General features: G+C 68.6%; 26 protein-coding genes and 1 other RNA gene. 17 read left to right on the top strand and 10 right to left on the bottom strand.

Annotated elements, in window-relative coordinates; all coding sequences use genetic code 11:
- Positions 1 to 109: 109 nt before the first annotated feature.
- The gene (locus SL003B_RS01035; RefSeq protein WP_013650968.1) at positions 110 to 535 is read left to right on the top strand and encodes a hypothetical protein; all 426 of its coding nucleotides are present in this window, start codon (positions 110 to 112) and stop codon (positions 533 to 535) included.
- Between the two features lie 12 nt (positions 536 to 547).
- Here the strand turns inward: SL003B_RS01035 and SL003B_RS01030 are convergent, their stop codons facing one another.
- The 3 genes from SL003B_RS01030 to SL003B_RS01020 all read right to left on the bottom strand — a co-directional run bounded on the left by SL003B_RS01030 (position 548) and on the right by SL003B_RS01020 (position 3527).
- Positions 548 to 1189 (bottom strand): septation protein A, encoded by a 642-nt coding sequence (locus SL003B_RS01030; protein WP_013650967.1) that lies wholly within the window; start codon positions 1187 to 1189, stop codon positions 548 to 550.
- Positions 1190 to 1462: 273 nt separating this feature from the next.
- On the bottom strand, positions 1463 to 2191 hold the full coding sequence (gene phbB / locus SL003B_RS01025; RefSeq protein WP_013650966.1) for an acetoacetyl-CoA reductase: 729 nt from the start codon (positions 2189 to 2191) through the stop codon (positions 1463 to 1465).
- 151 nt (positions 2192 to 2342) lie between these two features.
- Positions 2343 to 3527 carry an acetyl-CoA C-acetyltransferase gene (locus tag SL003B_RS01020; protein WP_013650965.1) on the bottom strand — a complete coding sequence of 395 codons (1185 nt, stop codon included), beginning with the start codon at positions 3525 to 3527 and terminating at the stop codon, positions 2343 to 2345.
- Between the two features lie 307 nt (positions 3528 to 3834).
- Between SL003B_RS01020 and phaR the strand changes: the two genes are divergently transcribed.
- Complete coding sequence (gene phaR, locus SL003B_RS01015; protein ID WP_013650964.1) at positions 3835 to 4428, top strand: polyhydroxyalkanoate synthesis repressor PhaR; 594 nt, start codon at positions 3835 to 3837, stop codon at positions 4426 to 4428.
- 39 nt (positions 4429 to 4467) lie between these two features.
- On the opposite strand, the gene SL003B_RS01010 is transcribed toward phaR, so the two are convergent.
- Positions 4468 to 4899, bottom strand: coding sequence for a GlcG/HbpS family heme-binding protein (locus SL003B_RS01010; RefSeq protein WP_013650963.1), 432 nt, complete (start codon positions 4897 to 4899; stop codon positions 4468 to 4470).
- Positions 4900 to 5033: 134 nt separating this feature from the next.
- Between SL003B_RS01010 and ggt the strand changes: the two genes are divergently transcribed.
- On the top strand, positions 5034 to 6629 hold the full coding sequence (gene ggt, locus SL003B_RS01005; RefSeq protein WP_013650962.1) for a gamma-glutamyltransferase: 1596 nt from the start codon (positions 5034 to 5036) through the stop codon (positions 6627 to 6629).
- A gap of 84 nt (positions 6630 to 6713) precedes the next feature.
- On the opposite strand, the gene SL003B_RS01000 is transcribed toward ggt, so the two are convergent.
- Entirely contained in the window at positions 6714 to 7007 is a 294-nt protein-coding gene (locus SL003B_RS01000; protein ID WP_013650961.1) for a hypothetical protein, read from the bottom strand.
- A gap of 349 nt (positions 7008 to 7356) precedes the next feature.
- On the opposite strand from SL003B_RS01000, the gene SL003B_RS00995 reads away from it, so the two are divergent.
- Positions 7357 to 8466, top strand: a complete 1110-nt coding sequence (locus SL003B_RS00995; protein WP_013650960.1) for an Acg family FMN-binding oxidoreductase — start codon at positions 7357 to 7359, stop codon at positions 8464 to 8466.
- A gap of 87 nt (positions 8467 to 8553) precedes the next feature.
- On the opposite strand, the gene rplT is transcribed toward SL003B_RS00995, so the two are convergent.
- The 4 genes from rplT to SL003B_RS00975 all read right to left on the bottom strand — a co-directional run bounded on the left by rplT (position 8554) and on the right by SL003B_RS00975 (position 11368).
- Positions 8554 to 8910, bottom strand: coding sequence for a 50S ribosomal protein L20 (gene rplT, locus SL003B_RS00990; protein WP_013650959.1), 357 nt, complete (start codon positions 8908 to 8910; stop codon positions 8554 to 8556).
- Between the two features lie 31 nt (positions 8911 to 8941).
- A complete protein-coding gene (rpmI, locus tag SL003B_RS00985) occupies positions 8942 to 9139 on the bottom strand; it encodes a 50S ribosomal protein L35 (protein ID WP_013650958.1) in 198 nt (65 codons plus the stop codon).
- A 321-nt stretch (positions 9140 to 9460) separates the two neighbouring features.
- Positions 9461 to 10003 (bottom strand): translation initiation factor IF-3, encoded by a 543-nt coding sequence (infC, locus tag SL003B_RS00980; RefSeq protein WP_083812014.1) that lies wholly within the window; start codon positions 10001 to 10003, stop codon positions 9461 to 9463.
- A 180-nt stretch (positions 10004 to 10183) separates the two neighbouring features.
- Positions 10184 to 11368 (bottom strand): glycosyltransferase family 4 protein, encoded by a 1185-nt coding sequence (locus SL003B_RS00975; protein WP_013650956.1) that lies wholly within the window; start codon positions 11366 to 11368, stop codon positions 10184 to 10186.
- A gap of 101 nt (positions 11369 to 11469) precedes the next feature.
- Here SL003B_RS00975 and SL003B_RS00970 point away from each other — a divergent pair, with 101 nt between their 5' ends.
- From SL003B_RS00970 to SL003B_RS00930, 10 genes are all read left to right on the top strand, one after another.
- On the top strand, positions 11470 to 12273 hold the full coding sequence (locus SL003B_RS00970; protein ID WP_013650955.1) for an alpha/beta hydrolase: 804 nt from the start codon (positions 11470 to 11472) through the stop codon (positions 12271 to 12273).
- Between the two features lie 81 nt (positions 12274 to 12354).
- Positions 12355 to 12452, top strand: an RNA gene (gene ffs / locus SL003B_RS22570) — signal recognition particle sRNA small type.
- 154 nt (positions 12453 to 12606) lie between these two features.
- Entirely contained in the window at positions 12607 to 14628 is a 2022-nt protein-coding gene (locus SL003B_RS00965) for a DNA polymerase III subunit gamma/tau (protein ID WP_013650954.1), read from the top strand.
- A 99-nt stretch (positions 14629 to 14727) separates the two neighbouring features.
- Positions 14728 to 15048 carry a YbaB/EbfC family nucleoid-associated protein gene (locus SL003B_RS00960; protein WP_013650953.1) on the top strand — a complete coding sequence of 107 codons (321 nt, stop codon included), beginning with the start codon at positions 14728 to 14730 and terminating at the stop codon, positions 15046 to 15048.
- Between the two features lie 144 nt (positions 15049 to 15192).
- Positions 15193 to 15801 (top strand): recombination mediator RecR, encoded by a 609-nt coding sequence (recR, locus tag SL003B_RS00955; RefSeq protein ID WP_013650952.1) that lies wholly within the window; start codon positions 15193 to 15195, stop codon positions 15799 to 15801.
- Positions 15802 to 15989: 188 nt separating this feature from the next.
- Positions 15990 to 16655 carry a sulfate transporter family protein gene (locus SL003B_RS00950; protein WP_013650951.1) on the top strand — a complete coding sequence of 222 codons (666 nt, stop codon included), beginning with the start codon at positions 15990 to 15992 and terminating at the stop codon, positions 16653 to 16655.
- Between the two features lie 223 nt (positions 16656 to 16878).
- Positions 16879 to 17277 (top strand): succinate dehydrogenase, cytochrome b556 subunit, encoded by a 399-nt coding sequence (gene sdhC, locus SL003B_RS00945; protein WP_013650950.1) that lies wholly within the window; start codon positions 16879 to 16881, stop codon positions 17275 to 17277.
- Between the two features lie 11 nt (positions 17278 to 17288).
- On the top strand, positions 17289 to 17672 hold the full coding sequence (sdhD, locus tag SL003B_RS00940) for a succinate dehydrogenase, hydrophobic membrane anchor protein (RefSeq protein ID WP_013650949.1): 384 nt from the start codon (positions 17289 to 17291) through the stop codon (positions 17670 to 17672).
- A 5-nt stretch (positions 17673 to 17677) separates the two neighbouring features.
- Complete coding sequence (gene sdhA, locus SL003B_RS00935; RefSeq protein ID WP_013650948.1) at positions 17678 to 19504, top strand: succinate dehydrogenase flavoprotein subunit; 1827 nt, start codon at positions 17678 to 17680, stop codon at positions 19502 to 19504.
- 106 nt (positions 19505 to 19610) lie between these two features.
- Positions 19611 to 20393, top strand: a complete 783-nt coding sequence (locus tag SL003B_RS00930; RefSeq protein ID WP_013650947.1) for a succinate dehydrogenase iron-sulfur subunit — start codon at positions 19611 to 19613, stop codon at positions 20391 to 20393.
- Positions 20394 to 20469: 76 nt separating this feature from the next.
- On the opposite strand, the gene SL003B_RS00925 is transcribed toward SL003B_RS00930, so the two are convergent.
- Positions 20470 to 21099 (bottom strand): TetR/AcrR family transcriptional regulator, encoded by a 630-nt coding sequence (locus SL003B_RS00925; RefSeq protein WP_013650946.1) that lies wholly within the window; start codon positions 21097 to 21099, stop codon positions 20470 to 20472.
- Between the two features lie 132 nt (positions 21100 to 21231).
- Here SL003B_RS00925 and SL003B_RS23035 point away from each other — a divergent pair, with 132 nt between their 5' ends.
- From SL003B_RS23035 to SL003B_RS00910, 3 genes are all read left to right on the top strand, one after another.
- On the top strand, positions 21232 to 21693 hold the full coding sequence (locus SL003B_RS23035) for a (2Fe-2S)-binding protein (protein WP_013650945.1): 462 nt from the start codon (positions 21232 to 21234) through the stop codon (positions 21691 to 21693).
- A gap of 3 nt (positions 21694 to 21696) precedes the next feature.
- Positions 21697 to 23886: a xanthine dehydrogenase family protein molybdopterin-binding subunit gene (locus tag SL003B_RS00915; RefSeq protein WP_013650944.1), complete on the top strand. Its 2190-nt coding sequence runs from the start codon at positions 21697 to 21699 to the stop codon at positions 23884 to 23886.
- A gap of 318 nt (positions 23887 to 24204) precedes the next feature.
- Complete coding sequence (locus tag SL003B_RS00910; protein WP_013650942.1) at positions 24205 to 26256, top strand: methyl-accepting chemotaxis protein; 2052 nt, start codon at positions 24205 to 24207, stop codon at positions 26254 to 26256.
- Positions 26257 to 26302: the final 46 nt, after the last annotated feature.

Here is a 26302-nt window from a genome sequence, read left to right as displayed (position 1 = left end):
GGCCTTTTTCGTGAGCGATCAGGAATCGGGCGAGCGGCCTTGCGCGGCAGGTCGCCGTCGTGGACTAATCCCGGCAACCGTTTCTCGCGCATCCGACCGGAGTGCCGCCATGCCGCTGATCGTGTCCCTGCCCCTGACGCTCGCGCCGCTGCTGATCTACAACATCGTTGCCTTCGGCCTGATCGGCTCCTTCGGCGGCGATCCGTGGTTCGCGCCCGTGTTGACGGTTGAGATGGTGTCGGGTGCGCGCTTCACGCTGGTCGTCGGCGACATGATGATCGCGGCAGCGCTCGTTCTGTTGTTCATCGAGATGCTGAAGGCGACCCGCACAGGCGTGGTCGCGCTAGGTGACCACATCCTCTCCGTGCTGGTCTTCGTCGCCTATCTGGTCGAGTTCCTGACCGTGCGCCAGGCCGCCACCTCGGTGTTCTTCCTGCTCATGACGATCGCGCTGATCGACGTCGTCGCGGGCTTCAGCATCACCATCGCCGGCGCCCGCCGCGACGTCAGTTTCTCCAGCGGCGAGCGGCTCTAGACGGACCTGCGATCACGTCTCCCGGTCGGGCGTCGCGATGGCGTGCTTCTGGATCAGCGGCAGCTGGCTCATGGTGAAGGCAAGGGTGATCGGCATGATGCCGAACACCTTGAAGCTGACCCAGAAATCGGTTGAGAAGCTGCGCCAGACGATCTCGTTGATGGCGGCGAGCACGAAGAAGAACAGCCCCCAGCGGAAGGTCAGGATGCGCCAGCCCTCGTCGGTCAGCCTGAAGGCGCTGTCGAAGACATAGCCGAGCAGCGCCTTGCCGAACAGCAGCCCGCCGAGCAGCACGGCGCCGAACAGCGAGTTGATGATGGTCGGCTTGAGCTTGATGAACAGGTCGTCCTGCAGCCACAGCGTCAGCGCGCCGAACACGAACACGACGACGCCGGACACCAGCGGCATGATCGGCAACCGCTTCGTCAACCACAGCGACACGCCGAGCGAGACGGCTATGGCGACCATGAAGGCAGCGGTGGCGAGGAAGATCGGCTGCCCGAGGGCCTTGAGGGCCGGATAGAGCGCCGCGATCTGCTCGCCCCGCGAATTGAACAGGAAGAACACGGCCAGCGGCCCGAGTTCCAGCGCCAGCTTCAGCAGCGGCGACAGTTCCCTGCGGTCAGGATCGTTAGGATCGCGTTCGAATTCCATGGGCGGGTCGTGTCCATCTGTAGCCTGTCCGGCGGCCGGATGTCCCCGAGATAGGATGCGACCTCCCCTGCGGTCAAGGCCGCACGGCCGCATTCCTTTCCGCAGCAGACGGGCCGGGTCGCGCCAAACGCGCCCTGTCTGCGGCCAGCGACTGAGCATCAGGATGACACCGGAAGAGGGACGTCGCGGCGATGAACCCGTTTGCGGCGGCTGGACAACGACCCGTCGGACGACGGGAAAGGGACGGAGATGGCGCCGCCCCTTTCGTCTCGTTCAGCCGTTGGCGATATATTGCCCGCCGTTAATGGTCATCACCGCGCCGGTCATGAAGGCAGCGGCATCGGAGGCGAGATAGACGACGGTTGCGGCGATCTCCTCCGGATGGCCGAGGCGGCCGACCGGAATGCCGGCGACGATGGATTCGAGCACCTTCTCGGGCATGGCCGCGACCATGTCGGTGTTGATGTAGCCCGGGCAGACGCAGTTGACGGTGATGCCCTTGAAGGCGTTCTCCTGCGCCAGCGCCTTGGTGAAGCCGATCACGCCGGCCTTGGCGGCGGAATAGTTGGTCTGGCCCATCTGGCCCTTCTGGCCGTTGATCGACGAGATGTTGATGATCCGGCCGGAGCCCCGCGCGCGCATGCCCTCGATCACCGGCCGGGTCATGGTGAACATGCTGTCGAGGTTGGTCGCCAGCACCGCCCGCCACTGGTCGAAGCTCATCTTGTGGAACATGCCGTCGCGGGTGATGCCGGCGTTGTTGACCAGCACGTCGACCGGTCCGAGCTCGGCTTCCACCTGCTTGATGCCGGCCTCGCATTCCTCGGGATGCGACACGTCCCACTTGTAGACGTGGATGCCCGTCGCGGCCTTGAACGCCTCCGCCTTTTCGGTGTTGCCCGCGTAGGTCGCCGCCACCGTGTAGCCGGCGTCCTTCAGGCCCCTGGAAATCGCCTCGCCAATCCCGCGCGTTCCGCCGGTAACCAGTGCGACCTTGCTCATACTCGTCTCCCCAGACTGCTGCTGCCTACGTGCCGCGGCCTGTCGCCGCCTGTTTCCTCAAAAGGTCAAGTATGGCGGGCCGCCGCGGCGCCCGCCATGACCCGTGTCAAAGGCTCTGCAAAAGCTCAAGCCAATGAATCGAGCCGGACGCTCAGGCGCGTTCCAGGCACATGGCGACGCCCATGCCACCGCCGATGCACAGCGTGGCGAGGCCCTTCCTGGCGTCGCGGCGGCCCATCTCGTGCAGCAGCGTGACCAGGATGCGTGCGCCCGAGGCGCCGATCGGATGGCCGATGGCGATCGCACCGCCGTTGACGTTGACGATGTCCGGGTTCCAGCCCATGTCCATGTTGACCGCGCAGGCCTGCGCGGCGAAGGCCTCGTTGGCCTCGACCAGGTCGAGGTCGGCGGCCTTCCAGCCGGCCTTGTCCAGCGCCTTGCGCGAGGCCGGGATCGGGCCGCTGCCCATGATCGTCGGATCGACGCCGGCGGTCGCCCAGGAGGCGATGCGGGCAAGCGGAGTCAGGCCGCGGCGCGCGGCCTCGGCGGCGCTCATCACCACCAGCGCGGCTGCGCCGTCGTTGATGCCCGAGGCGTTGCCGGCGGTCACCGAGCCGTCCTTGGCGAAGGCCGGGCGCAGCTTGGCCAGGCTGTCGAGCGTCGCCCCGTGGCGGATGTACTCATCGTCCTCGACGATTTTGTCGCCCTTGCGGTCCTTGATCGTCACCGGCGTGATCTCGGCCTTGAACCTGCCGGCCTTCTGCGCCGCCTCGGCCTTGTTCTGCGAGGCGAGCGCGAACTCGTCCTGCGTGTCGCGCGAGATCTGCCACTTCTCGGCGACGTTCTCGGCGGTCTGCCCCATGTGGTAGCCGTTGAAGGCGTCCCACAGGCCGTCCTTGATCATGGTGTCGATCATCTTGTAGTCGCCCATCTTGTAGCCGGCGCGCATGTGCGCGCAGTGCGGCGACAGCGACATGTTCTCCTGGCCGCCGGCGACCATGATCGTGGCGTCGCCGCACTGGATCTGCTGGGCAGCGATGGCGACCGTGCGCAGGCCCGAGCCGCAGACCTGGTTCAGCAGCCAGGCGGTGGAGTTTTCCGGCAGGCCGGCGGCGATGGCCGCCTGGCGGGCCGGGTTCTGGCCCTGGCCGGCGGTCAGCACCTGGCCGAACACCAGTTCGTCGACGTCGCCGGGCGCCACGCCGGCCTTGTCGAGCGCGGCCTTGATGACCGTCGCACCAAGTTCGTGCGCGGGCGTGTTGGCGAAGGAGCCGTTGAAGGATCCGACCGGCGTGCGGGTCGCACTGACAATGACGACATCGTTCGAAGCGCTCATGAAGACCTCCTGATGAGACATCCTCCCCAGGGCATGCGGGACCGGCCCTCCGGGTTTGTCTTGTCCCGATCCCTCGCCCGTTCGCTGCGACTAGAGACCGTGCCACGATCCGAGTCAACCGGAGAGACCCGTACGCGCCGCCTCTTTTCGCAACTGCGGCATCATCCTTTCGTCGTCACCCATGAAAACGCTGGCGGGGATTGCGCCGATTGGCTTAGTCTGAAAGTCGGAGGACCGGCGGCCGGCCCGGAAAGGCTTGCCGTCAAACGGGAAACTGCCGACGAGGCTCCTGGGAGCAGAAGAACAAATGGCCAAGACCAACGAGCCGACCATCATCAAGAAATACGCCAACCGGCGCCTCTACAACACCGGCACCAGCACCTACGTGACGCTCGAGGATCTGGCGGTGATGGTGAAGGGGGAAGAGGACTTCGTCGTCTACGACGCCAAGTCCGGAGAGGACATCACGCGCTCCGTGCTGACCCAGATCATCTTCGAGCAGGAGGGCAAGGGCGGGCAGAGCCTGCTGCCGATCACCTTTCTGCGCCAGCTGATCCGCTTCTACGGCGACAGCCTGCAGGGCCTGGTGCCCAGCTACCTGGAATTCTCCATCTCCTCGCTGACCAGGGAGCAGGAGAAGCTGCGCACCCAGATGACGGAGGCCTTCGGCTCCACCGCGCTGGAGGCGATCGAAGAGCAGGTCAAGCGCAACACCGAGATGTTCGAACGGGCCATGAAGATGTTCATGCCCTTCGGCGGTGGCGGCAGTTCGGCGAGCGGCAACGCCGGCGGCGCGGCGGCGGCTCCCAAGAGCCCGCCGAGCAGCGATCTCGACGAGATGAAGAAGCAACTCGCCGCCATGCAGAAGAAGATCGACTCGCTGGGCGGCGGCAAGGCCTGAGCCTGTCGCCGTCCGCACGCGCGGGCCCGGCCTGGCCGCTCAGCCGCAGTCTCCGACCAGCCCGACCGCCGCGATTCCGGCGAGCGCGCAAATCTCGTCATTGTCCGAACTGTCGCCGGTAACGCCGATGGCACCGAGCACCTCCCCGCCCGCCGACTTGACCAGCACGCCGCCGGCGACCGGAACGATGGCGCCGCCGGCCACGCCGTTGAGCGCCTGCACGAAATGCGGACGGGTCTCGGCATTCGCGTTCAGCCAGCGCGTGCCGGTGCCCATGGCGAGGGCGCCGAAAGCCTTGCCGCTGGCGATCTGCGGTCGCATGATCGACGACCCGTCCTGGCGGGCAAGGGCGACGAGATGGCCGCCGGCGTCCATGACCGCAACGGTCAGCGGCTTCAGGCCCAGATCCGCGGCCTTGGCGAGGGCGGCGGAAACCATGGTCTGGGCCATCGAAAGGGTCAGTTTGCTCATCGGGTCAGATCTCCTTAAAACCAGGATCGTCGGGCGTCGATCTTCTGGCTAGCAGATCAGCCGGGCGCCCGACAGGATCAAAACGACACAATTCCTCCAACGGAGAGGAAACAACGCAGTGGGGACAGGTTTCCGTGCATCGCGATTTTGAAGCGCCCGGCCGCTCGCCGGTCCTTGCCACCGAGGCGGTCGCCGCCACGTCCCACCCGCTCGCCACCTCCGCCGCCATCGAGATCCTGCAGGCCGGCGGCAACGCCGTCGACGCGGCGATCGCCGCCGTCGCCGTGCAATGCGTGGTCGAGCCGCACATGACCGGCATAGGCGGCGACTGCTTCGCCATCGTCACCGAGCCAGACGGCCGCATGGCCGGGTTCAACGGCTCGGGGGCGGCGCCGCGCGCGCTCGGCACCAGGAAGCTGGCCGACATGGGCATCCGCGAGATCGGGCCGGGCTCGGTCCACGCGGTCACCGTGCCGGGCGCGGTGCGGGCCTGGGAAACGCTGCTCGCCGCCCACGGCACGCGACCGCTGAAAACCCTGCTGAAGCGCGCCATCGGCTATGCTCGCGACGGCTTCCCGGTCGCGCCGCGGGTCGCCTTCGACTGGGCGCGCAACGTCGACAAGCTCGCCGCCGATCCGGCCGCCGCGAAGGCCTACCTGATCGACGGCGCCGCGCCGAGGACGGGCGACATCGTCCGCCTGCCGCAGCTCGCCGACACGCTCGCCGCAATCGCCGATGGCGGCGCCGACGCCTTCTACACCGGCGCCGTGGCGCGCGACATCGTCGACACGCTGGCCGAGCGCGGCGGCTACATGACGGTCGAGGATCTCGCCGCCTGTCACACCACCGCCGTCGCCCCCGTGCTGCGCGACTACCGCGGCCACACGATCGCGGAATTGCCGCCGAACGGCCAGGGCCTCGTCGCCCTGGTCATGCTTGGCCTGCTGGAGCGCTTCGATCTCGGGGCGCTGGACCCGGTCGGGCCCGAACGCCTGCACCTGGAAATGGAGGCCGCGCGCATCGCCTATGCCGTTCGCGACCGTTTCGTCGCCGACCCCGGCCATATGGACGTCTGTCACACCAAGCTGATCTCGACCGATTACCTGGACCAGCTCGCGGCCCGCCTCGACCCGACCCGGCGCAACATCGACCTACCGGTCTCGGCGCTGATGCCCCAGACCGACACGGTCTATCTGACCGTCGTCGACCGCGACGGGCTGGCGATCTCCTTCATCAACTCGATCTTCAAGGAGTTCGGCAGCGGCATCGTGGCGCCGAAGTCGGGCGTGCTGCTGCACAACCGCGGCTCCAGCTTCCGTGTCGAGGCGGGACATCCGAACACGATCGAGGGCGGCAAGCGGCCGATGCACACGATCCTGCCGGCCTTCGGCCTGAAGAACGGCACGCCCTGGCTCGCCTTCGGCGTCATGGGCGGCCATTACCAGGCCTGCGGCCATGCCCACCTGCTGACCAACATCATCGACCACGGCATGGATGTGCAGCAGGCGATCGACTGCCCGCGTCTGTTCTTCGATGATGCCTTCCGCACACTCCAGGCCGAGACCCATATCCCCGAGGCGACGGTCGAGGCGCTGCGGGCGAAAGGCCACGACGTCGCCCGTGCGAAGGCGCCGATCGGCGGCGCACAGGCGATCCTGATCGAACGCAGGAAACGGACCCTCGCCGCCGGATCGGACCCGCGCAAGGACGGCCACGCTGCCGGATACTGACGGGACGGACGAGATCGGCGAGACCTGATCGGCCCGCATCCGCCCCATCGCGCGGATGCGGCGCGGTCAGCGCCGGTCGGTGTCCTAAAAATCTCGGCTGATCACGTGCCCGGAGGACCGCCGGCGCGGCGCGGCAGCGGTCGCACGATAGGCCGATGTGCCGAATTGCGGGACCGCCTGCCAGCCGTACGGGGCATGGCCTTCGGCGTCCCAGGTCGCGATCAGGTGGGCGAGGAACGGCGAATTCGGCCGGTAGCGGTCCGGAAACAGGGTCCGCCCCGTGGCCTGGACGGGCTGCACGGGCACGGGTAGGTCGGAGCGGACAGGGATCGTGCGCTCGCTCTCGGCCTCGCCCGCAGAAGAACGCCTGCGCTTCACATTGGGCCGCCCAAGGGCCACGACCGGGTTAACTCGCACTGGACCACGCCTCGACTTGTTTCAGTTCGACACACTGGACGCGTGCCGTACCGAAGCTCCGCAACAGGTATGCCAGTTTTCGGCGCCTGTTAACCTTTGGCCGCAGAAAGGCGCGATTTTGCCGCAGAATGGTTAATACGGTCGGGCGGCTTTTAGCAAAGCACAGGGGGGGGGCAGCCGCGCCGGACGGGCGGCGTGACTTGAGGCGTGTCATGGCCGCGTGTTCGCGGGCTGCTAGACCTCGTCGGCAAGCCGCGCGGCGAGCCGCCGCCGTCGGCGCGTGGACCGGAAGCAGAAAAGGGGGCGTGCCATGCCGACCAGACGTTTCGTCGTTGGAAGCGCTGCGACAGCGGTCGCCGGAGCGGGCCTGGCCTGGTGGCTATGGCCGGGCGACGATCCGGCCTTCGATAGCAGCGTCGCCGAAAGCCGGAAACGGCTTTCGGATGCCCCCTTGCCATTCACAGCTGCCGTCGCGGACATCGTCCGCTATGCGACGCTCGCCGCCAACAGCCACAACACGCAGCCCTGGATCTTCGAGGTCGGCGACCGTTTCGTGCGGATCCGGCCCGACGAGACCCGCCGATGTCCGGTCGTCGACCCGGACGACCGGCATCTGATGGCGTCTCTCGGCTGCGCGGCGGAAAACCTCGACCTTGCCGCCCGCGCCCTCGGCTTCCGGTCGGACATCGTCTTCGACGCGCCGACCCGCAGTGTCGTCGTTCGCTTCGAAGACGCGAAACCCGAGGCAACGGCCGCCTTCCATGCCATTCCCGAACGCCAGTCGACCCGCGCCCCGTTCGACCCGGCCGCGCTGCCGGACGAGGACCTCCATCCGCTCCTGGACGCCTGCGCCAGGCCGGGCGTGTTCGTGCGGTCCCTGACCGATCGCAGCGACCTCGATCGTCTGAAGGATTTCGTTCTTGCGGGGAACACGGCGCAATGTGCCGATCCGGCGTTCGTCGAGGAACTCGGCGCCTGGGTGCGCTTCAACCGGACCCAGGCGGCCAAGACCAGGGACGGCCTCTATTCCGGTGCGACGGGAAATCCCCCGCTGCCGCGCTGGCTGGGCCGGCGGCTGTTTCCGCTGGTGTTCACGGCATCGGCCGAGAATCCGAAATATGCGTCGCAACTCGACGGCTCGGCCGGTGCGGTCGTGTTGTCTGCCGAACGGGACGACCCGGAAGGCTGGTTCAACGTCGGCCGCGCGAGCCAGCGCTTTCAGCTCGAGGCCACGGCGCGCGGCATCCGCTCCAGCTTCGTCAACCAGCCGGTGGAAGTCGCGGCCGTGCGCGCCGACTTCCAGTCCTGGCTGGGCGACGGCCTGCGTCCCGCGCTGGTCCTGCGCTACGGCAGGGGGCCGGCGCTGCCGCCTTCGCTCCGCCGTCCGGTTGCGGATGTCGTCCGTTTCGTGCCGGCCTGAGGCGGCGCCTGGCGGGGTCTTCGGCACGAAAAAGGCGCGCTCCCTGCGGACGCGCGCCTCTTCAATTCGTCTGTCGGCTGGAGCCGGTCAGGCCAGGGCGCCCTGCGCCTTGTCGACCAGTGCCTTGAAGGCCTCCGGCTGATGGATGGCCAGGTCGGACAGAACCTTGCGATCGACCTCGATGCCGGCCTTGTTCAGGCCGTCGATGAAGCGGCCGTAGGTCATGCCGTGCTCCCGGGTGGCCGCGTTGATGCGCTGGATCCACAGGGAGCGGAAATTGCGCTTGCGGACCTTCCGGTCGCGATAGGCATACTGGGCGGCCTTCTCGACCGCCTGCTTGGCGATGCGGATGGTGTTCTTGCGGCGGCCGTAGAAGCCCTTGGCAGCCTTGAGAACCTTCTTGTGACGGGCGTGGGCGGTTACGCCCCTCTTGACGCGCGACATGGGTAAACTCCTTCAGAGACAGACGTGGGGCTCAGCCGTACGGCAGGAACTGCTTCACGATCTTGGCGTCCTGGTCCGCCAGCGTGGTCGTGCCACGGGCGTTGCGGACGAACTTGGCCGTGCGCTTGATCATGCCGTGCCGCTTGCCGGCCTGCCCGGTCTTCACCTTGCCGGTCGCGGTCAGTTTGAAGCGCTTCTTCGCTCCAGACTTGGTCTTCAGCTTGGGCATTTTGCATCCTTTCATTGGCGCGAACGAAAACCGCCCGCTCGTTTGTTGGTGCATCGAGACGTCGACACGGCATGCCCTGGATAGTCGTGGCCCGGGCTGGGACGACGCGCCGGCAGGGCCGGCATGTCAGGCAACAGCAACAGGGGTCCACGACGAGCCGGACGACTCTGGACCGCAGGCTTATAGGGGGAGAGCAGTGCGAATGCAACCCGATTCCGGGCCGTGCTCGAAGCCGGAAGCGCAAGAAGGCGGCCGTGAGACCGCCTTCGCCGAGGGTGCCAAGCCAGGCCAGCCACCGGGATCCGGCGGCGCGGCCCCGCTCTAGCGCTGGATCGGTGCCAGCACCATGACCATCTGCCGGCCTTCCAGGCGCGGCGCGGATTCCACCTTCGCGATCTCCGCCGTCTCGTCGCGAACCTTCATCAGGAGCTTCATACCCAGATCCTGGTGCGCCATTTCGCGGCCGCGGAAGCGCAGGGTGACCTTGACCTTGTCGCCTTCGGAGAAAAACCGCAGCATGCTCTTCATCTTCACCTCATAGTCATGGATGTCGATGTTCGGGCGCATCTTGATTTCTTTGATTTCGACGGTTTTCTGCTTCTTTCGCGCCTCGGCGGCCTTCTTCTGCGACTGGTACTTGAACCGGCCGTAGTCGAGGATCTTGCAGACCGGAGGCTCTGCGTTCGGCTGGATCTCGACCAGGTCAAGCCCCGCTTCCATAGCGATATCAAGGGCTTGCTGGGTCGGAATGACCCCCCTGTTCTGGCCTTCGTGATCGATCAGCTGAACTTCGCGGACGCGAATTTCATCATTTGTGCGCGGGCCTTCCTTGGTGGGAGGCGGGGCGCGGAACGGACGGCGAATGGTCGCGATCTCCTGTGTTGTTGCACATGTCTGGCTCGGCGAGCCCGGCCTTCAATGCACAGAGAGCCCCGAACGCGAACGCCGAGGCTTGGGCATCGTCCGGAAGAACGATCGAGCGGGCCAAAGGATCCGGTGAAACCGGCGGAAAGTCAACCTGTCTTGCGCAGGTGCCGGAGATCTCTATCCCCGCGGCAGCCCGAGCAGGCTGGCATAGACCGCAAGCGTCGCCGCGCACATCGCGGCGACCGAGAAATGCGCGCCGACATGCGCCCGCGCGCGCGCCGTCAGCGCCGACCGCTGCGCCGCATCCATCTGCAGGACAAGGGCAATCGCGTCGGCGAGGGCGGCCGGGTCGCCGGCCGGCACACGCCAGCCGGTGCGCGCGGCCGCGTCCACCTCCGGCGGCGCCAGCACGGTCTCGGGCACCGCGCCGAGGTCGCTGACGACGACCGGTATCCCCGCCGCCTGGGCCTCCACCGCCGCGCGGCCGAAGGCTTCCGGCTCGGTCGAGGTGACGACGGCAACGTCGGCGAGCGACAGGGCAGCAGGCACGTCGGAACAATGGCCGACCAGGCGGACGCGGCCGGAAAGACCGGCGGCGGCGATGCGTGCCTCCAACTCGGCACGGTAGCCGGTGCGGCCCTGGTCGTCCCCGGCCATGACCGCAACCACGTCGGGATATCCCCGCCTGGCCAGCTCGGCCATGGCGTCGACGACCACGCGCTGGCCCTTCCAGGCCGTCAGCCGCGCGAGCTGGAGCACCACCCGGGTGTCGGCACTTATCCCCCAGGCCGCGCGCAGCGCCGCGCGCCTGTCCCCGCCGACTGCCTCCGGCGCCAGCGCGGACAGGTCCGAGCCGCGGTGGATGACGGTGATGCGGTCGCGCGCGAAGGGGTGGCGCTCGGCGATCAGGTGGGCGGTGTAGGCGGAGTTGGCGATCACCGCGTCGCCCCGGGCCATGACGGAATTGTACAAGGATTTGAAGAAGTTGGTCTGCTTGTAGATACCGTGGTAGGTGGTCACGAAGGGGACCTTCGCCGCCCGCGCCGCCCACAGGGCCGACCACGCCGGGGCCCGGCTGCGGGCATGGATGAGGCTGACCGAGCGGCTCCGGATAAGTGCCGACAAGTGTCCGGCATTGCGCCGGAGAACCGCCGGATTCTTGCTGGAAACCGGCAACACGATGTGTTCGGCCCCGGCCGCCTCCAGTTCGCCGACCAGACGGCCGCCCTCGCTGACCACCAGCGCCGTCCAGCCGCGCGCGACGATCGCGGCGGCGACGTCGACGGCGGTGCGCTCTGCGCCGCCGGTGTCGAGTTCCGGGATCACCTGCAGGATGACGGGCGGGGCGGCGGGATCTGGCACGGGACAGGCACTCCGGCGGGACGGGACCGACTTCTCATTGTCGTCTGCCTGTGCCAAACCGGCATCCGGGATCGCAACGACAGCGCGCGGAGAGCCATACTATGGGCGTCGACGAGCCGCAATTCATCACCGTCGGCACGGGCGCGCAGGCGCGGCCGATCGCGGTGCGCCACCGCGCCGGCGCCGCCCCCGGCGTGCTCTGGCTGTCGGGCTTCAGGTCGGACATGACCGGCACCAAGGCCGAAGCGCTGGCGGAGTGGGCGGCGACAAGCGGGCTTGCGGCGACGCGCATGGACTATTCCGGCCACGGCGCCTCCGGCGGCGCCTTCGCGGACGGCACCGTGTCGCGCTGGCTGGAGGAGGCCAAGGCGGTGTTCGACCGCTTCTGCCAGGGGCCGACGATCATCGTCGGCTCGTCGATGGGCGGCTGGATCGCGCTGCTGCTGACGCTCGCCCATGTTGCCGAGGTCGGCGAGGCGGCCAGCCGGATCCGCGGCCTGGTGCTGATCGCGCCGGCGACCGACTTCACCGAGGAGCTGATGTGGAAGCAGCGCTTCACCGAGGAGATACGGCAGGCGATCCTGGCGCAGGGGCGCTGGGAACAGCCGTCGGCCTATGGCGACGAGCCCTATGTCATCACCCGCGCGCTGATCGAGGACGGCCGCCATCACCTGCTGATGGACCGGCCGCACCGGCTCGGCTGCCCGGTGACGATCCTGCAGGGGCGCGCGGATCCGGACGTGCCCTGGAGCCACGCCCGGCGGCTGGTCGAAGCGCTGCCCGACGACGACGTCACCTTCACGCTGGTCCCCGACGGCGATCACCGGCTGTCCCGGTCGCAGGACATCGCGCTGCTGCTGAAGGCGGTGGAGCGGGCGGCCCGACGGCCCGACAGCGCGGCCTGACAGCGCGGCCTCGCGGCACCGGACCGGGCAACAACATCAACCCTTGCCAAAGGCCCCTTTCCTTCTGATATAAGGGGCTCGGGAGGTTGGTGGTGGACGAGCCACTCGCCAACCGGGTCAGGTCCGGAAGGAAGCAGCCCCAACGAGTCGCGGCACGGGTCACCGTGCCAGCCTCCCACCCTTTCATTTCCCGCGCACATGCAGTCCGGCGGCGCGTCGCGAGCAAGGCGCGGCGGGCGGGTCCCGGCGCGTCCCGACGGGCGCGGACCGGCCGTCCTCGGCACGGCGGAGGACGGCCCCTCCGCCAGACTCGACGGCTTGTAGACGGGCGGCATGGACGGCGACATTCCAGACCACACGGAGTTCGGACCGACGGAGCGCGAGCACCCAGACGAGGGGACGATCGCGCTGTTCGACGCGCCTCCGGCGGACCGGCAGGGCACCTACCGGGTGCTGGCGCGCAAGTACCGGCCGCAGACATTCGACGACCTGGTCGGCCAGGAGCCGATGGTGCAGACGCTGGAGAACGCCTTCGCCACCGGGCGCATCGCCCAGGCGTGGATGCTGACCGGCGTGCGCGGCGTCGGCAAGACGACGACGGCGCGCATCCTCGCCCGCGGCCTCAACTACGAGATCCCCGGCGAGGCCGATCGGCCGACGGTGAGGCTGAGCCGCGAGGGAACCCACTGCCGCGCGATCATGGAAGGCCGGCACGTCGACGTCATCGAGATGGACGCCGCCTCCCATACCGGCATCAACGACATCCGCGAAATCACCGACGCGGCGCGCTACCGGCCGGCGACGGCGCGCTACAAGGTCTACATCATCGACGAAGTGCACATGCTGTCGAACGCGGCCTTCAACGGCTTGCTGAAGACGCTGGAGGAACCGCCTGAGCACGTGAAGTTCATCTTCGCGACGACGGAGATCCGCAAGGTGCCGGTGACCGTGCTGTCGCGCTGCCAGCGCTTCGACCTGCGCCGCATCGAGCAGCCCAAGCTGGTCGGCCTGCTGCGCCGGATCTCCGACGCGGAGGGCATCGACATCTCCGACGAGGCGCTGAGCCTGATCGCGCGCGCCGGCGAGGGTTCGGCACGCGATTCGCTGTCGCTGCTCGACCAGGCGATCGCTCACGGCGCCGGCCATATCGACGCCGTGCAGGTGCGCGAAATGCTGGGCCTGGCCGACCGGGCCCGCGTCATCGACCTGTTCGGTCACGTCATGGCCGGTCGCGTCGCCGAGGCGCTGGAGGAACTGGCCGGGCAATATGCCAGCGGCGCCGATCCGGCGGTGGTGCTGACCGACCTGGCCGACTTCACCCATCTGGTGACCCGGCTGAAGATCGTGCCCAAGGCCGGCGAGGAGGTCTCCGTCACCGAGACTGAACGGCTGCGCGGGCGGGAGTTCGCCGAAAGCCTGTCGATGCGCAGCCTGTCGCGCGCCTGGCAGATCCTGCTCAAGGGCATTTCGGAGGTGCAGGGCGCACCCAAGCCGCTGGCCGCGGCCGACATGGTGCTGGTGCGGCTCGCCTATGCCGCCGACCTGCCGGACCCGGAGGAGGCGCTCAGGCTGCTGAAGTCGGGACAGGGGCCCGCGATTGCCCAGGCTTCCGGCGCCCAGGCTTCCGGCGCCCAGGTTTCCGGCGCCCAGGCTTCCGGCGGGACCATGCCGGCGGGCGGCGCGCCGCGAGGCGGTCCGGCACCCGTCCAGGGTGCTGCGGCTGCTCCAGGCGGCTTTGCCGGTGGGCCGACCCCGGTTGCCCCGTCCGATGCCCCGACGGCCAGGCTCGCCGCCGCCGGCGACGGGCGGCCGCGCCTGACCGCCGTCGCCGGCGGCGCGCCGCAGCAGGCCATGGCGCCGGCCCAGACACCGGCCCAGACACCGGCCCAGACACCTGTCCAATCGCCACACTGGTCGCCGGCGGTGCGGCTCGCCTCGCTGCAGGACTGCGCCGCGCTCGCCTCGGAAAAGCGCGACATCCCGCTCAAGGTGGCGATCGAGCGGCAGATGCGGCTGGTCCGCTTCGACCCGGGTCGGATCGAGTTCCAGCCGACGCCGGACGCCGGCGCCGACCTTGCCGGCGAACTTGGCCGCAAGCTGACCGAGTGGACCGGCATGCGCTGGATCGTCAGCGTCAGCCGCACGCAGGGCCGGCCGACCATCCACGAGGAGCGCGAGGCGAACCAGGCCCAGCTGCTGTCCGATGCCCGCTCGCATCCGACCGTCGCCGCGCTGCTCACCGAATTTCCGGGGGCGCGGGTGGTCGACGTGCGCGTCCAGGACGACGAAGAGGAGACGCCCGCCGACCCGCTGCTCGGCGAGGCGCTCGGCACCGATGAGGGCGACGAGATTTAATTTGCCTGGCCTGCCCGGCGCGCCTAAAGGCGAGGCGGAACCAGACCAAGGAGCCAAGGGGCGGCAGGCCGTCCCGCCAGCGACGGAGTTGAGAACGCGATGGACTTCCTCAAGATGATGAAGCAGGCGAAGCAGATGCAGGAGAAGATGGGCTCCCTGCAGGAGGAGATCGCCGCGATCGAGGTGACCGGCAGTTCCGGCGCCGGCCTGGTCACCGTCACGCTGACCGGCAAGGGCGACATGAAGGGCCTGAAGATCGACCCGTCGCTGTTCAAGGAGGACGAGGTCGAGATTCTGGAGGACCTGATTCTCGCCGCCCACGCCGACGCGAAGGCCAAGGGCGAGGCGCTGATGCAGGAGAAGACCCAGGACCTGATGAGCGGCCTCGGCCTGCCGGCCGGCATGAAGCTGCCGTTCTGAGGCACCGCGAGGGGACCTGGCCGACGCTGCCTCTCGGGCGGCGGGCGGCGTGCCCCGTTCGCCGCGCCGTCCGCCAGACTGGAAAGTGGACTGGAAAGCGGGCTGGCAATCCCGATTAGCAGGGCCGAGGATCAAGAACGCATCATGTCGAACCGCAGGGTGGCCGGACCGGAGATCGAACGGCTGATCCAGCTCCTGGCGAAACTGCCGGGGCTCGGACCGCGCTCGGCGCGCCGCGCCGCGCTGCATCTGATCAAGAAGAAGGAGCAGCTGCTGGTGCCGCTGGCCGAGGCCATGGGTGTCGCTGTCGAGAGGGTCGGCATCTGCTCGACCTGCGGCACGGTCGACACCTCCGACCCCTGCACCATCTGCGCCGATCCGGGCCGCGACGACAGCGTTCTGGTCGTCGTCGAGGACGTCTCGGACCTGTGGGCGCTGGAGCGCGCCGCCGTGCTCAACGCCCGCTACCACGTGCTCGGCGGCACGCTGTCGCCGCTCGACGGCATCGGCCCGGAGGATCTCTCCATCGCCGCGCTGGTCGAGCGGGTGCGCGCCGGCACGATCCGCGAGGTCATCCTCGCCGTCAACGCCACGGTCGAAGGCCAGACCACGGCGCATTACGTCACCGGCCAGCTCGCCGGGCTCGACGTTACCGTCACCCGGCTCGCCCACGGCGTGCCGGTCGGCGGCGAGCTCGACTATCTCGACGAGGGCACGCTGGCCCAGGCGCTCAAGGCCCGCACGCGGTTCTGATCGTCGGTTTGCGACCGTCATCCCGGACCGCGGGGCGCGCAGGCGCCATCGCGCGATCCTGATGGCGGTCGGTCGGAGCCTTTGCGGGACCCCGCCCTTGTGCGCCCCGCCGATCATGCCTATGTCGGGGCGGCCGCCCCGACCCGTCGCGCCTTCGTCGGGGCGCTCGCCCCGACCCGAGGATCCGCATGCTTTCCGCCGCCTCCCGCGCCTTCGGCCAGATCTTCGAGCCGCCGTTCCGGGCGATCCTGTGGAAGTCGCTCGGCTTCACGCTGGCGGTTCTGCTGGTGATCTGGATTGCGCTGCAGGGGCTCGTCGCGGGCTTCGTCGAGCTGCCGTATCCGTGGCTGGAGACGACGCTGTCGATCCTGACTGGCATCGGCGCCATCATCGGCCTCGGCTTCCTGGTCGCGCCGGTGTCGGCGCTGTTCGCCGCCTTCTTCCAGGACGACATCGCCGAGATCGTCGAGCGCCGCGACTATCCCGCCGATCCGCCGGGACGGGCGATGCCGCTCGGCCAATCGCTGCTTCTCACAATCAAGTTCACCGGCGTCGTCGTCCTGGGCAACCTGGTCGCGCTGATCCTGCTGCTGGTGCCGGGCATCAACGTCGCCGCCTTCTTCCTGGTCAACGGCTATCTGCTCGGGCGCGAGTTCTTCGAGTTCGCCGCCATGCGCTTCATGAGCCCGGCCGAGGCCAGGGCGCTGCGCCGGGCGCGCGGCGGCACGGTGTTCCTCGGCGGGCTGGTCATCGCCGGCGTGCTGGCCGTTCCGATCCTCAACCTGGTGACCCCGATCTTCGCCACCATCTTCATGGTGCATCTCTACAAGGGTCTGGCGACCGCGCGCGCCTGAACGGCTGGCGGGTTTACCTGCCGGTAACGCTTTCCCGCCTTTCAATCGATTGAGGTCTCGTCCTGACTCGATCCCGATTGACCGGAAAGACAATTCTCCCAGGTTTCGCCGATAGGATACTTTGACGGGCCGGGTCGTTGGCGCTATTACGCTCTCAGACAACGCGCCGGTCTACTTACGCTTACGTAAGCGTTAACGGTGCGTCGGACGGGAGAGAAAATCCATGTCGCACGTCGATAGGCAGGGCAACCGCCCTCTGTCGCCCCATCTGCAGATCTACAAGCCGATCCTGACGATGGTGATGTCGATCCTGCACCGGATCACCGGGGCGGCGCTTTATTTCGGCACCCTTCTCCTCGCCTGGTGGCTGATTGCCGCCGCCGCAGGGCCGGCCTACTTCGACTTCGTCAACGGGATCTACGGCTCGATCCTCGGCCGCCTGGTGCTGTTCGGCTTCACCTGGGCGCTGGTGCACCACATGCTCGGCGGCATCCGCCACTTCATCTGGGACATGGGCGCCGGCTTCGGCCGCGAGGCGCGCGAGTGGCTCGCCCGCGCCACGATCATCGGTTCCGTCGCCGTGACGATCCTGCTGTGGATCGTCGGCTACATGGTTCGCTGAAGGAGGCCGACATGACCGACATGCGCACCCCCCTCGCCAAGGTCCGCGGCCTCGGCTCGGCCAAGGACGGCACAGAGCACTTCTGGCGCCAGCGCGTCACCGCCGTGGCCAATGTGTTCCTGATCTCCTTCTTCGTCATCACGCTGATCTCCCTGCAGGGCGCCGGCTACGACGAGGTTCGGACCTGCCTCGGCAACCCGATCGTCGCGATCCTGATGCTGCTGGTGATCGCCTCGGGCGTCTATCACATGAAGCTCGGCATGCAGGTGATCATCGAGGACTACGTCCACGGCGACGGCGTCAAGTTCCTGGCCCTGATGGCCAATACCTTCTTCTGCGCCTTCATCGGCCTCGGCTCGGTGTTCGCAGTGCTCAAGCTCGGCTTCGGAGGCTGACCCAGATGGCCAAGATGTACGAATTCATCGACCACAGCCACGACGTGGTGGTGGTCGGCGCCGGCGGCGCGGGCCTGCGCGCCACGCTCGGCATGGCCGAACAGGGCCTGCGGACCGCCTGCATCACCAAGGTGTTCCCGACCCGCTCGCACACCGTCGCCGCCCAGGGCGGCATCGCCGCCTCGCTGGTCAACATGACGCCGGACAGCTGGCAGTGGCACATGTACGACACAGTCAAGGGCTCCGACTGGCTCGGCGACACCGACGCCATGGAGTACCTCGCCCGCGAGGCGCCGAAGGCGGTGTACGAACTGGAGCACTACGGCGTGCCGTTCTCGCGCAACGAGGAAGGCAAGATCTATCAGCGCCCGTTCGGCGGCCACATGCAGAACTTCGGCGACGGTCCGCCGGTGCAGCGCACCTGCGCCGCAGCCGACCGCACCGGCCACGCCATCCTGCACACGCTCTACGGCCAGTCGCTCAAGCACAACGCCGAGTTCTACATCGAGTATTTCGCCCTCGACCTGATCATGTCAGAGGACGGCGTGTGCCAGGGCGTGATCGCCTGGAACCTCGACGACGGTACCATCCACCGCTTCGCGGCCAAGATGGTCGTGCTGGCGACCGGCGGCTATGGCCGCGCCTATTTCTCCTGCACCTCGGCACATACCTGCACCGGCGACGGCGGCGGCATGGTGGCGCGCGCCGGGCTGCCGCTGCAGGACATGGAATTCGTGCAGTTCCACCCGACCGGCATCTACGGCTCGGGCTGCCTGATCACCGAGGGCGCCCGCGGCGAGGGCGGCTATCTGGTCAATTCCGAAGGCGAGCGCTTCATGGAGCGCTATGCACCCTCGGCCAAGGACCTCGCCTCGCGCGACGTCGTGTCGCGCTGCATGACGCTGGAGATCCGCGAGGGCCGCGGCGTCGGCAAGAACAAGGACCACATCTTCCTGCACCTGGATCACCTCGATCCGGCGCTGCTGGCCGAACGCCTTCCGGGCATCTCCGAATCGGCCAAGATCTTCGCCGGCGTCGACGTCACCAAGGAGCCGATCCCGGTGCTGCCGACCGTGCACTACAACATGGGCGGCATCCCGACCAACTACTGGGGCGAGGTGCTGAACGCCGACGGCACCAATCCGAACCGCATCCAGCCCGGCCTGATGGCCGTCGGCGAGGCCGGCTGCGCTTCGGTCCACGGCGCCAACCGGCTCGGCTCCAACTCGCTGACCGACCTGGTGGTGTTCGGCCGCGCCGCAGCCATCCGCGCCGGCCAGGTGGTCGACCCCAAGGAGGCGATCCCGACCCCGAACGCGGCCTCCTGCGAGAAGATCATGGACCGCTTCGACCGCCTGCGGCACGCCTCCGGCGCGATCCCGACCGCCGACCTGCGCGACAAGATGCAGCGCGCCATGCAGGAGGACGCCGCGGTGTTCCGCACCCAGGAGAGCCTGGAGCAGGGCTGCCGGCGGCTGTCGCAGATCTGGGGCGAACTGAAGGACCTCAAGGTCACCGACCGCTCGATGATCTGGAACTCCGATCTGGTCGAGACGCTGGAGCTGGAGAACCTGATGGCCAACGCCATCACCACGGTCTACGGCGCCGAAGCGCGGAAGGAAAGCCGCGGCGCGCATGCGCGCGAAGACTACAAGGACGGCCCGCTCGGCGGCCGCGACGACGAGAACTGGCGCAAGCACACGCTCGCGCGGGTGAGCGAGGCCGGCGAGGTCACGCTCGACTACCGTCCGGTGATCACCGAGCCGCTGACGCCCTACGAGCAGGGCGGCATCGACCCGAAGAAGATCGCCCCCAAGGCGCGCGTCTACTGACGCCGCCGCAACGAAGGACACCGCGGCGATCGGGCCCCCTGCCCGACCGCCGCCACGGGACGGCCCGGACGCGACATCGAGGGCCCAACACGCGGAGCGACGAGAAATGGTTCAGCTGACGCTTCCCAAGAATTCCAAGGTGACCGAGGGGAAGGTCTGGGACAAGCCGGCGGGCGCCAAAAACCTGCGGGAATACCGCATCTACCGCTGGAATCCGGACGACGGCCGCAACCCGCGCGTCGACACCTATTACGTCGACGTCGACGACTGCGGCCCGATGGTGCTCGACGGGCTGATCTACATCAAGAACAAGATCGACCCGACGCTCACCTTCCGCCGCTCGTGTCGCGAGGGCATCTGCGGCTCCTGCGCGATGAACATCGACGGCACCAACACGCTCGCCTGCACCAAGGGCATGGACGAAGTCGCCGGCGCGGTGGTCAAGATCTATCCGCTGCCGCACATGCCGGTGGTCAAGGACCTGGTGCCGGACCTGACCCGCTTCTACGCCCAGCACCGCTCGATCGAGCCCTGGCTGCAGACGGTTTCGCCGGCGCCGGAGAAGGAATGGCGCCAGAGCCAAGAGGACCGCGCCAAGCTGGACGGCCTCTACGAATGCATCCTGTGCGCCTGCTGCTCGACCTCGTGCCCGAGCTACTGGTGGAACGGCGACCGCTACCTCGGGCCCGCGATCCTGCTGCAGGCCTACCGCTGGCTGATCGACAGCCGCGACGAGGCGACCGGCGAACGGCTCGACAACCTCGAGGATCCGTTCCGTCTCTACCGCTGCCACACCATCATGAACTGCTCGCAGGCCTGCCCCAAGGGCCTCAACCCGGCCAAGGCGATCGCCGAGATCAAGAAGATGATGGTCGAACGCCGGGTGTGACCGCCCGCGGCCAAACCGGAGACGTCAAGGGCCGCCCGACCGGGCGGCCCTTCGTGCTTGCACGGGGTGGCTGTCGTCAGCCGTCCACGCGCGACGGCCGCGGCCCGTAGGCGCGCAGGATCAGGGCCACGGCGTCGGCGATGATGGCGTCCATCTCGGCGCGCGCGCACAGGGCGCCGCCCATCAGCTGGGGAAAGAAGCCGCGCGCCTTGATCAGGCCGAGGAACTGGGCCGCGGCGATGTCGGGCTCGCCGTTTGCCAGCGCGCCGTCGGCGAAGGCCGCGCGCATGAAACCCTCGAACACGCACATCTTGTCGACCTTGGCCGCCATCGCGGTGGCCAGGTGCGGATCGCGGATCGCCTCGCCCATCAGCATGCGCGCCATGCGCATGAAGCAGGGATCGATCAGCAGCGCGCCCTCGGCCCAGCCGAGCCGCGCCAGCTGTGCGGCGACCGGTTCGCCCGACCCGTAGCGCATGTCGCAGACCGAACTCATCCGCTCGGCCAGGCAGTCGGCGATGGCGCGGAACAGCGCTTCCTTGCTGTCGAAGTGATTGTAGACCGTCCGCTTCGAGACGCCGGCGCGCTCCGAGATGCGGTCCATGCTGGCGCCGGCGAAGCCGCGCTGCTGGAATTCGGCGATCGCCGCCTCGATGATCTGCTTGCGCTTGCGGTCGCTGACCGACTGCGCCTGGTCGCCGCTCATAAATCCTTGATCCCAGAAACATCGCCCTATGTAAACCAGGGAGTTTACAGACTTGCGGAAATCGAAGTAAACTGCACCGTGTAGTTTACTCCTCGAAGCCAATCCCCACCAGCCACGGGAGGATTTCCGACCATGCCCGTCACTCTCACCATCAACGGCGCGCAACGGACTGTCGACGCCGATCCCGACACGCCCCTGTTGTGGGTCCTGCGCGACGAACTGGGCCTGACCGGCACCAAATACGGCTGCGGCATCGCGCAGTGCGGCGCCTGCACCGTGCATATCGACGGACTGCCGATCCGCTCCTGCCAGACCGCCCTGTCCGATGTCTACGGCGCCAGCGTCACCACCATCGAAGGCCTCGCCGGCACGGCCGCCGAGGCCGTTCGCGCCGCCTGGAGCGAACTCGACGTGCCGCAGTGCGGCTACTGCCAGTCCGGCCAGATCATGGCCGCCGCTGCGCTGCTGGCCGAGACGCCGAAGCCGACCGACGAGGACATCGACGCGGCGATGGACGGCAACGTCTGCCGCTGCGCGACCTATGCCCGCATCCGCTCCGCGATCCATGTCGCGGCCCAAAAACTGGAGGGCTGAGCCATGCTGCATCTTCTCGACCGGCCGCTCGCGGCCGTCGCGCCGAGCCGGCGCACCTTCCTGAAGCTCTCCGCCGGAGCTGCCGGCGGCCTGCTGCTCGCCCTGCGGCTGCCCGGCGCGGCGCCCGCCCGGGCGGCCGAGGGCACCTTCGCCCAGCCCTTCGTCCACATCCGCACCGACGGCACGGTGGTGGTGCTGTCCAAGCATCTCGACAAGGGCCAGGGCGTGGCCACCGGCCTTGCCACCCTGGTCGCCGACGAACTCGACGCCGCCTGGGAGCAGGTCACCGTCGCCTTCGCGCCGGCCGACGGTGAACTCTACAAGAACCTGTTCTTCGGCGTGCAGGGCACCGGCGGTTCGACCGCCATCGCCAACTCGTTCCTGCAGTACCGCGCCGCCGGCGCGGCCGCACGCGCCATGCTGGTTGCCGCCGCCGCCCGCCAGTGGGGCGTTCCCGCTGACGAGATCGCGGTCTCCGGCGGCGTCGTGTCGTATGGCTCGGGCCGCTCGGCGACCTTCGGCGACCTCGCCGGGGCGGCCGCGCAGGAGGATGTGCCGGCCGAGCCGATGCTGAAGACACCCGAGCAGTGGGTCTATATCGGCAAGCGCTTCCCGCGCCTCGACACGCGGATGAAGACGGTCGGCGCGCCCGGCGCCTTCGGCATCGACCATCAGGCCGACGGCATGCTGGTCGCGGTGCTGGCGCGCCCGCCGCGCTTCGGCGCCACCGTGGCGCGGGTCGACGACACGGCAACGCGCGCTGTCGCCGGCGTCGTCGACGTCGTCGCGCTGCCGAGTGGCGTCGCGGTACTCGCCACCTCGACCTGGCCGGCAATCAGGGCGCGCGACCTCCTCGAGGTGACCTGGGACGACAGCGCGGCCGAAACGCGCTCCAGCGACGCCATGCTGGCGGAACTTTCAGACCTGACGGCCCAGCCCGGCCTGGTCGCCGCGGACGAGGGCGACGCGGAGGCGGCAATCGCCGCAGCAGCGAAGGTGGTCGAGGTCGACTACAGCTTCCCCTTCCTCGCCCACGCGCCGATGGAACCGCTGGACATCACCGTCCTCTTCGACGGCGAGACGGCGCGGTTCCACACAGGGTCGCAGTTCCAGGGCATCGATCAGACGGTCGCCGCCGCCGTGCTCGGCCTGACCCCCGACAAGGTGGCGATCGACACCACCTGGGCCGGCGGCTCGTTCGGCCGGCGCGCCCAGCCCGACAGCCACTATTTCGCCGAGGCCGCGCAGATCGCGCGGGCCCGCCACGACGCCGGCCATGCGCCGCAGCCGATCAAGGTGGTGTGGACCCGCGAGGACGACATCCGCGGCGGCTACTACCGGCCCATGGTCGCCCACAAGGTGCGCGTCGGCCTGGACGCGGAAGGCCGGATCCTCGGCTGGCACCACCGCGTCGCCGCCAAGTCGATCATGATCGGCACGCCGTTCGAGAGCTTCGTGGTCAAGAACGGCATCGACGACACGACCGTCGAGGGCGTGCACGGCACGACCTATGCCCTGCCGGCGATGAAGGTGGAGGTTCACAACGCCAGGACGGCGGTGCCGGTGCTGTGGTGGCGCTCGGTCGGCCACACCCATACCGCCTACGTGATGGAGACCATGATCGACCGCCTCGCGCGCGAGACCGGCGAGGATCCGGTCGCCTTCCGCGAGAAGCTGCTGAAGGACGATCCGCGCAAACTCGCCGTGCTCAGGCTCGCCGCCGACAAGGCCGGCTGGGGCACGCCGGTGCCGGAGGGGCGCCATCGCGGCATCGCCGTGCACACCTCGTTCAACTCCTGCGTGGCGGAAGTCGCCGAGATCTCGCTGCGCGCCGACGGCACGGTGAAGGTGGAGAAGGTCGTCGTCGCCGTCGACTGCGGCCTGCCGGTCAATCCGGACGTCATCGCCGCCCAGGTCGAGGGCGCCATCGGCTACGGCCTCGGCGCGGTGCTCAGGAACGAGATCACCCTGACCGACGGCATCGTCGACCAGGCGAATTTCGACACCTACCTGCCGCTGCGGCTGACCGACATGCCCAGGATCGAGGTGCATGTCGTGCCCTCGGCCATGGCGCCGACCGGCATCGGCGAGCCCGGCACGCCGCCGATCGGTCCGGCCGTCGCCAACGCCATCGCGGCGGCGACCGGCGAATGGGTCACGGTCCTGCCGCTGTCGAAGCACGGCCTGGCCTGAAGCGCATCCCGACAGGCCGCACACCGGCGAGGCTGCCCTTCGGGGCGGCCTCGACCGCCGCTGCGGCCGAAAAGCCAACCGCATTCTGCCGCAGCGGCATCAAACGGATGGCCTTTCTGCCGTCGGCAACAATTCCTTCAGTAACCGTTGGCTTCCGGCAATTATCTATTTTAGATATAATAATACATGTAAAATATAATTATTCCTGCACAAGATCTCTTCTGCCTAACAATTAAACATTGATACTAATTATTAGGCATTTTTACAGAACCCTGACGTGACAGACCGAACGAATCGGCCATGTCCGGGGGAACCGCCATGAGAACCTTTGTCTCCAGTCTGAAGATCAGAACACGCATCGTCGCGATCGGCATCCTGCCAATGCTGGCGCTGACCTATTTCGCCGGCGTCGCCCTGGTCGACCGCTACGTCATCGCCACCGCTGCCCGGCACGTCGCGGGAATCTCCTCGGCGGCGCCCGCGATCAGCGGGCTCGTGCACGAATTGCAGAGGGAGCGCGGCGCCTCGGCCGGCTTCCTCGGCTCGAACGGCGGCGACCGCTTCGCCGCGATGCTGGCCGAGCAGCGCCGGCTGACCGACGGCGCGCGCGAGCACTATCGCGCGCGCGCTGAGATCGACGCGATCGGCGGCGCCTTCGGCCGGCACGCCGCCGCGGTGCGCGACAGGCTCGTTCAGCTGGACGACGTCCGCGCGAAGATCGACACGCTGCGCCTCGACGCGACCGGCATGGCCGAGTTCTACAGCGGCCTGATCGCCGAGATGCTGGCGATGATCGAATCGATGAACGGCATGGCCGACGACGGTCGCATCGTCCGCCAGATCGTCGCCTATTCGGCCCTGCTGCAGGGCAAGGAGCGGGCCGGGCTGGAGCGGGCGACCGGTGCGGCGGGCTTCGCCGCCGGCGCCTTCACGCCCGAAACCTATCAGCGCTTCGTCCGCCTCGGCGCGATGCAGGACGTGTATTTCACCCTGTTCGACCGCTACGCCCTGGAGGCCGAAAGGCCGCTGCTGGAGCGGGCCCTCGACGGCGCGGCGGCGCGCCAGGTGGTCGCGGCGCGTGCGCTCGCCGACGCCGGCATCGCGGGCGGGTCGCTGGCTGCCATCACCGGCGCCGACTGGTTCGCCCGCTCCAGCGAGCGGATCGACGCCCTCAAGGCGGTGGAAGACAGGGTCGCGGCCGACCTGACCGAACTCGCCGCGTCGATCGCCGATGCCGCCGACACCGGATTCTATGTCGCGCTCGGCGTGGCGCTGGCGGTGCTGGCCCTCGTCGGCATCCTCTCGATGCTGATCGTGCGCTCGATCACCGGGCCGGTGGGCGCCATCACAGCGACCATGCGCGACCTCGCTGCCGGGCGCACCGACGTCGACCTCGCCGGCGCGGACGGGCGCAGCGAGATCGGCGAGATGGTGCGCGCGGTCGCCGTGTTCCGCGACAACGCCATCGAGCGGCTGCGGCTGGAGGCCGAACAGGATCGCGAGCAGGCCGCCCGGGCGGCGCGTCAGAAGCACGTCGACGAGCTCATCGCCGGTTTCCGCAGCCGGGCGCAGGAACTGCTCGGCGCGGTCGGCGCCAACATGGAACAGATGCGCGCGACTGCAGGAGCGCTGACGGCGATCGCCGCCCAGACCTCGACCCGGGCCGACGGCGCGGCGGCCGCCGCCGAGGAGGCCTCGACCAACGTGCAGACGGTCGCCAGCGCGGCGGAGGAACTGACCGCTTCGATCGGCGAGATCGGACGGCGCGTCGAGGAGACCACCACGGTCGTCTCGCGCGCCACCGAGGACGCCCGGGCGACCAATGACAAGGTCGCCAGCCTTTCCGCCGCCGCCAACAAGATCGGCGAGGTGGTCAACCTGATCTCCGACATCGCCGAGCAGACCAACCTGCTGGCGCTCAACGCCACCATCGAGGCGGCGCGGGCCGGCGAGCACGGCAAGGGTTTCGCCGTCGTCGCGGCCGAGGTCAAGTCGCTGGCCAACCAGACGGCGCGGGCGACCGACGAGATCGCCGCCCAGATCGCCGCAATCCAGGCGGCGACCGGCGACACGGTCGGCGCCATCCAGGGCATCGCCCGCACCATGGAGGACGTCAACGGCTTCACCGCCGCCATCGCCGCGGCAGTCGAGGAACAGGGCTCGGCGACCGGCGAGATCTCGCGCAACGTCACCGAGGCGGCCACCGGCACGCAGGCGGTGGCAAGCCATGTCGGCGGGGTGCGCGGCGCGGTGTCGGAGACGACCGAGTCGGCCGGCCAGGTCGAACGCGCCTCGACCGACGTCGCCCGCCGCACCGAGGAGCTCGGCACGGCCGTCGACCGCTTCCTCGCCGACGTCGCCGCTGCCTGACTCGGCGACGGGTGCGAGGCATGCCGTGAACGGAAAGGGCCGATAG

The organism is Polymorphum gilvum SL003B-26A1 (assembly GCF_000192745.1).
Classification (GTDB): domain Bacteria; phylum Pseudomonadota; class Alphaproteobacteria; order Rhizobiales; family Stappiaceae; genus Polymorphum; species Polymorphum gilvum.
Note: the sequence above shows the minus strand (reverse complement) of the source record. Positions and strands in the feature narration are given on the sequence as shown.

Excerpts from the sequence above, each read along its gene's own strand:
- SL003B_RS01035 (WP_013650968.1), top strand. The coding sequence starts at position 110 with ATGCCGCTGATCGTGTCCCTGCCCCTGACGCTCGCGCCGCTGCTGATC.
- SL003B_RS01030 (WP_013650967.1), bottom strand. The coding sequence starts at position 1,189 with ATGGAATTCGAACGCGATCCTAACGATCCTGACCGCAGGGAACTGTCG.
- phbB (WP_013650966.1), bottom strand. The coding sequence starts at position 2,191 with ATGAGCAAGGTCGCACTGGTTACCGGCGGAACGCGCGGGATTGGCGAG.
- SL003B_RS01020 (WP_013650965.1), bottom strand. The coding sequence starts at position 3,527 with ATGAGCGCTTCGAACGATGTCGTCATTGTCAGTGCGACCCGCACGCCG.
- phaR (WP_013650964.1), top strand. The coding sequence starts at position 3,835 with ATGGCCAAGACCAACGAGCCGACCATCATCAAGAAATACGCCAACCGG.
- SL003B_RS01010 (WP_013650963.1), bottom strand. The coding sequence starts at position 4,899 with ATGAGCAAACTGACCCTTTCGATGGCCCAGACCATGGTTTCCGCCGCC.
- SL003B_RS00995 (WP_013650960.1), top strand. The coding sequence starts at position 7,357 with ATGCCGACCAGACGTTTCGTCGTTGGAAGCGCTGCGACAGCGGTCGCC.
- rplT (WP_013650959.1), bottom strand. The coding sequence starts at position 8,910 with ATGTCGCGCGTCAAGAGGGGCGTAACCGCCCACGCCCGTCACAAGAAG.
- rpmI (WP_013650958.1), bottom strand. The coding sequence starts at position 9,139 with ATGCCCAAGCTGAAGACCAAGTCTGGAGCGAAGAAGCGCTTCAAACTG.
- SL003B_RS00970 (WP_013650955.1), top strand. The coding sequence starts at position 11,470 with ATGGGCGTCGACGAGCCGCAATTCATCACCGTCGGCACGGGCGCGCAG.
- SL003B_RS00965 (WP_013650954.1), top strand. The coding sequence starts at position 12,607 with ATGGACGGCGACATTCCAGACCACACGGAGTTCGGACCGACGGAGCGC.
- SL003B_RS00960 (WP_013650953.1), top strand. The coding sequence starts at position 14,728 with ATGGACTTCCTCAAGATGATGAAGCAGGCGAAGCAGATGCAGGAGAAG.
- recR (WP_013650952.1), top strand. The coding sequence starts at position 15,193 with ATGTCGAACCGCAGGGTGGCCGGACCGGAGATCGAACGGCTGATCCAG.
- SL003B_RS00950 (WP_013650951.1), top strand. The coding sequence starts at position 15,990 with ATGCTTTCCGCCGCCTCCCGCGCCTTCGGCCAGATCTTCGAGCCGCCG.
- sdhC (WP_013650950.1), top strand. The coding sequence starts at position 16,879 with ATGTCGCACGTCGATAGGCAGGGCAACCGCCCTCTGTCGCCCCATCTG.
- sdhD (WP_013650949.1), top strand. The coding sequence starts at position 17,289 with ATGACCGACATGCGCACCCCCCTCGCCAAGGTCCGCGGCCTCGGCTCG.
- sdhA (WP_013650948.1), top strand. The coding sequence starts at position 17,678 with ATGGCCAAGATGTACGAATTCATCGACCACAGCCACGACGTGGTGGTG.
- SL003B_RS00930 (WP_013650947.1), top strand. The coding sequence starts at position 19,611 with ATGGTTCAGCTGACGCTTCCCAAGAATTCCAAGGTGACCGAGGGGAAG.
- SL003B_RS00925 (WP_013650946.1), bottom strand. The coding sequence starts at position 21,099 with ATGAGCGGCGACCAGGCGCAGTCGGTCAGCGACCGCAAGCGCAAGCAG.
- SL003B_RS23035 (WP_013650945.1), top strand. The coding sequence starts at position 21,232 with ATGCCCGTCACTCTCACCATCAACGGCGCGCAACGGACTGTCGACGCC.
- SL003B_RS00915 (WP_013650944.1), top strand. The coding sequence starts at position 21,697 with ATGCTGCATCTTCTCGACCGGCCGCTCGCGGCCGTCGCGCCGAGCCGG.
- SL003B_RS00910 (WP_013650942.1), top strand. The coding sequence starts at position 24,205 with ATGAGAACCTTTGTCTCCAGTCTGAAGATCAGAACACGCATCGTCGCG.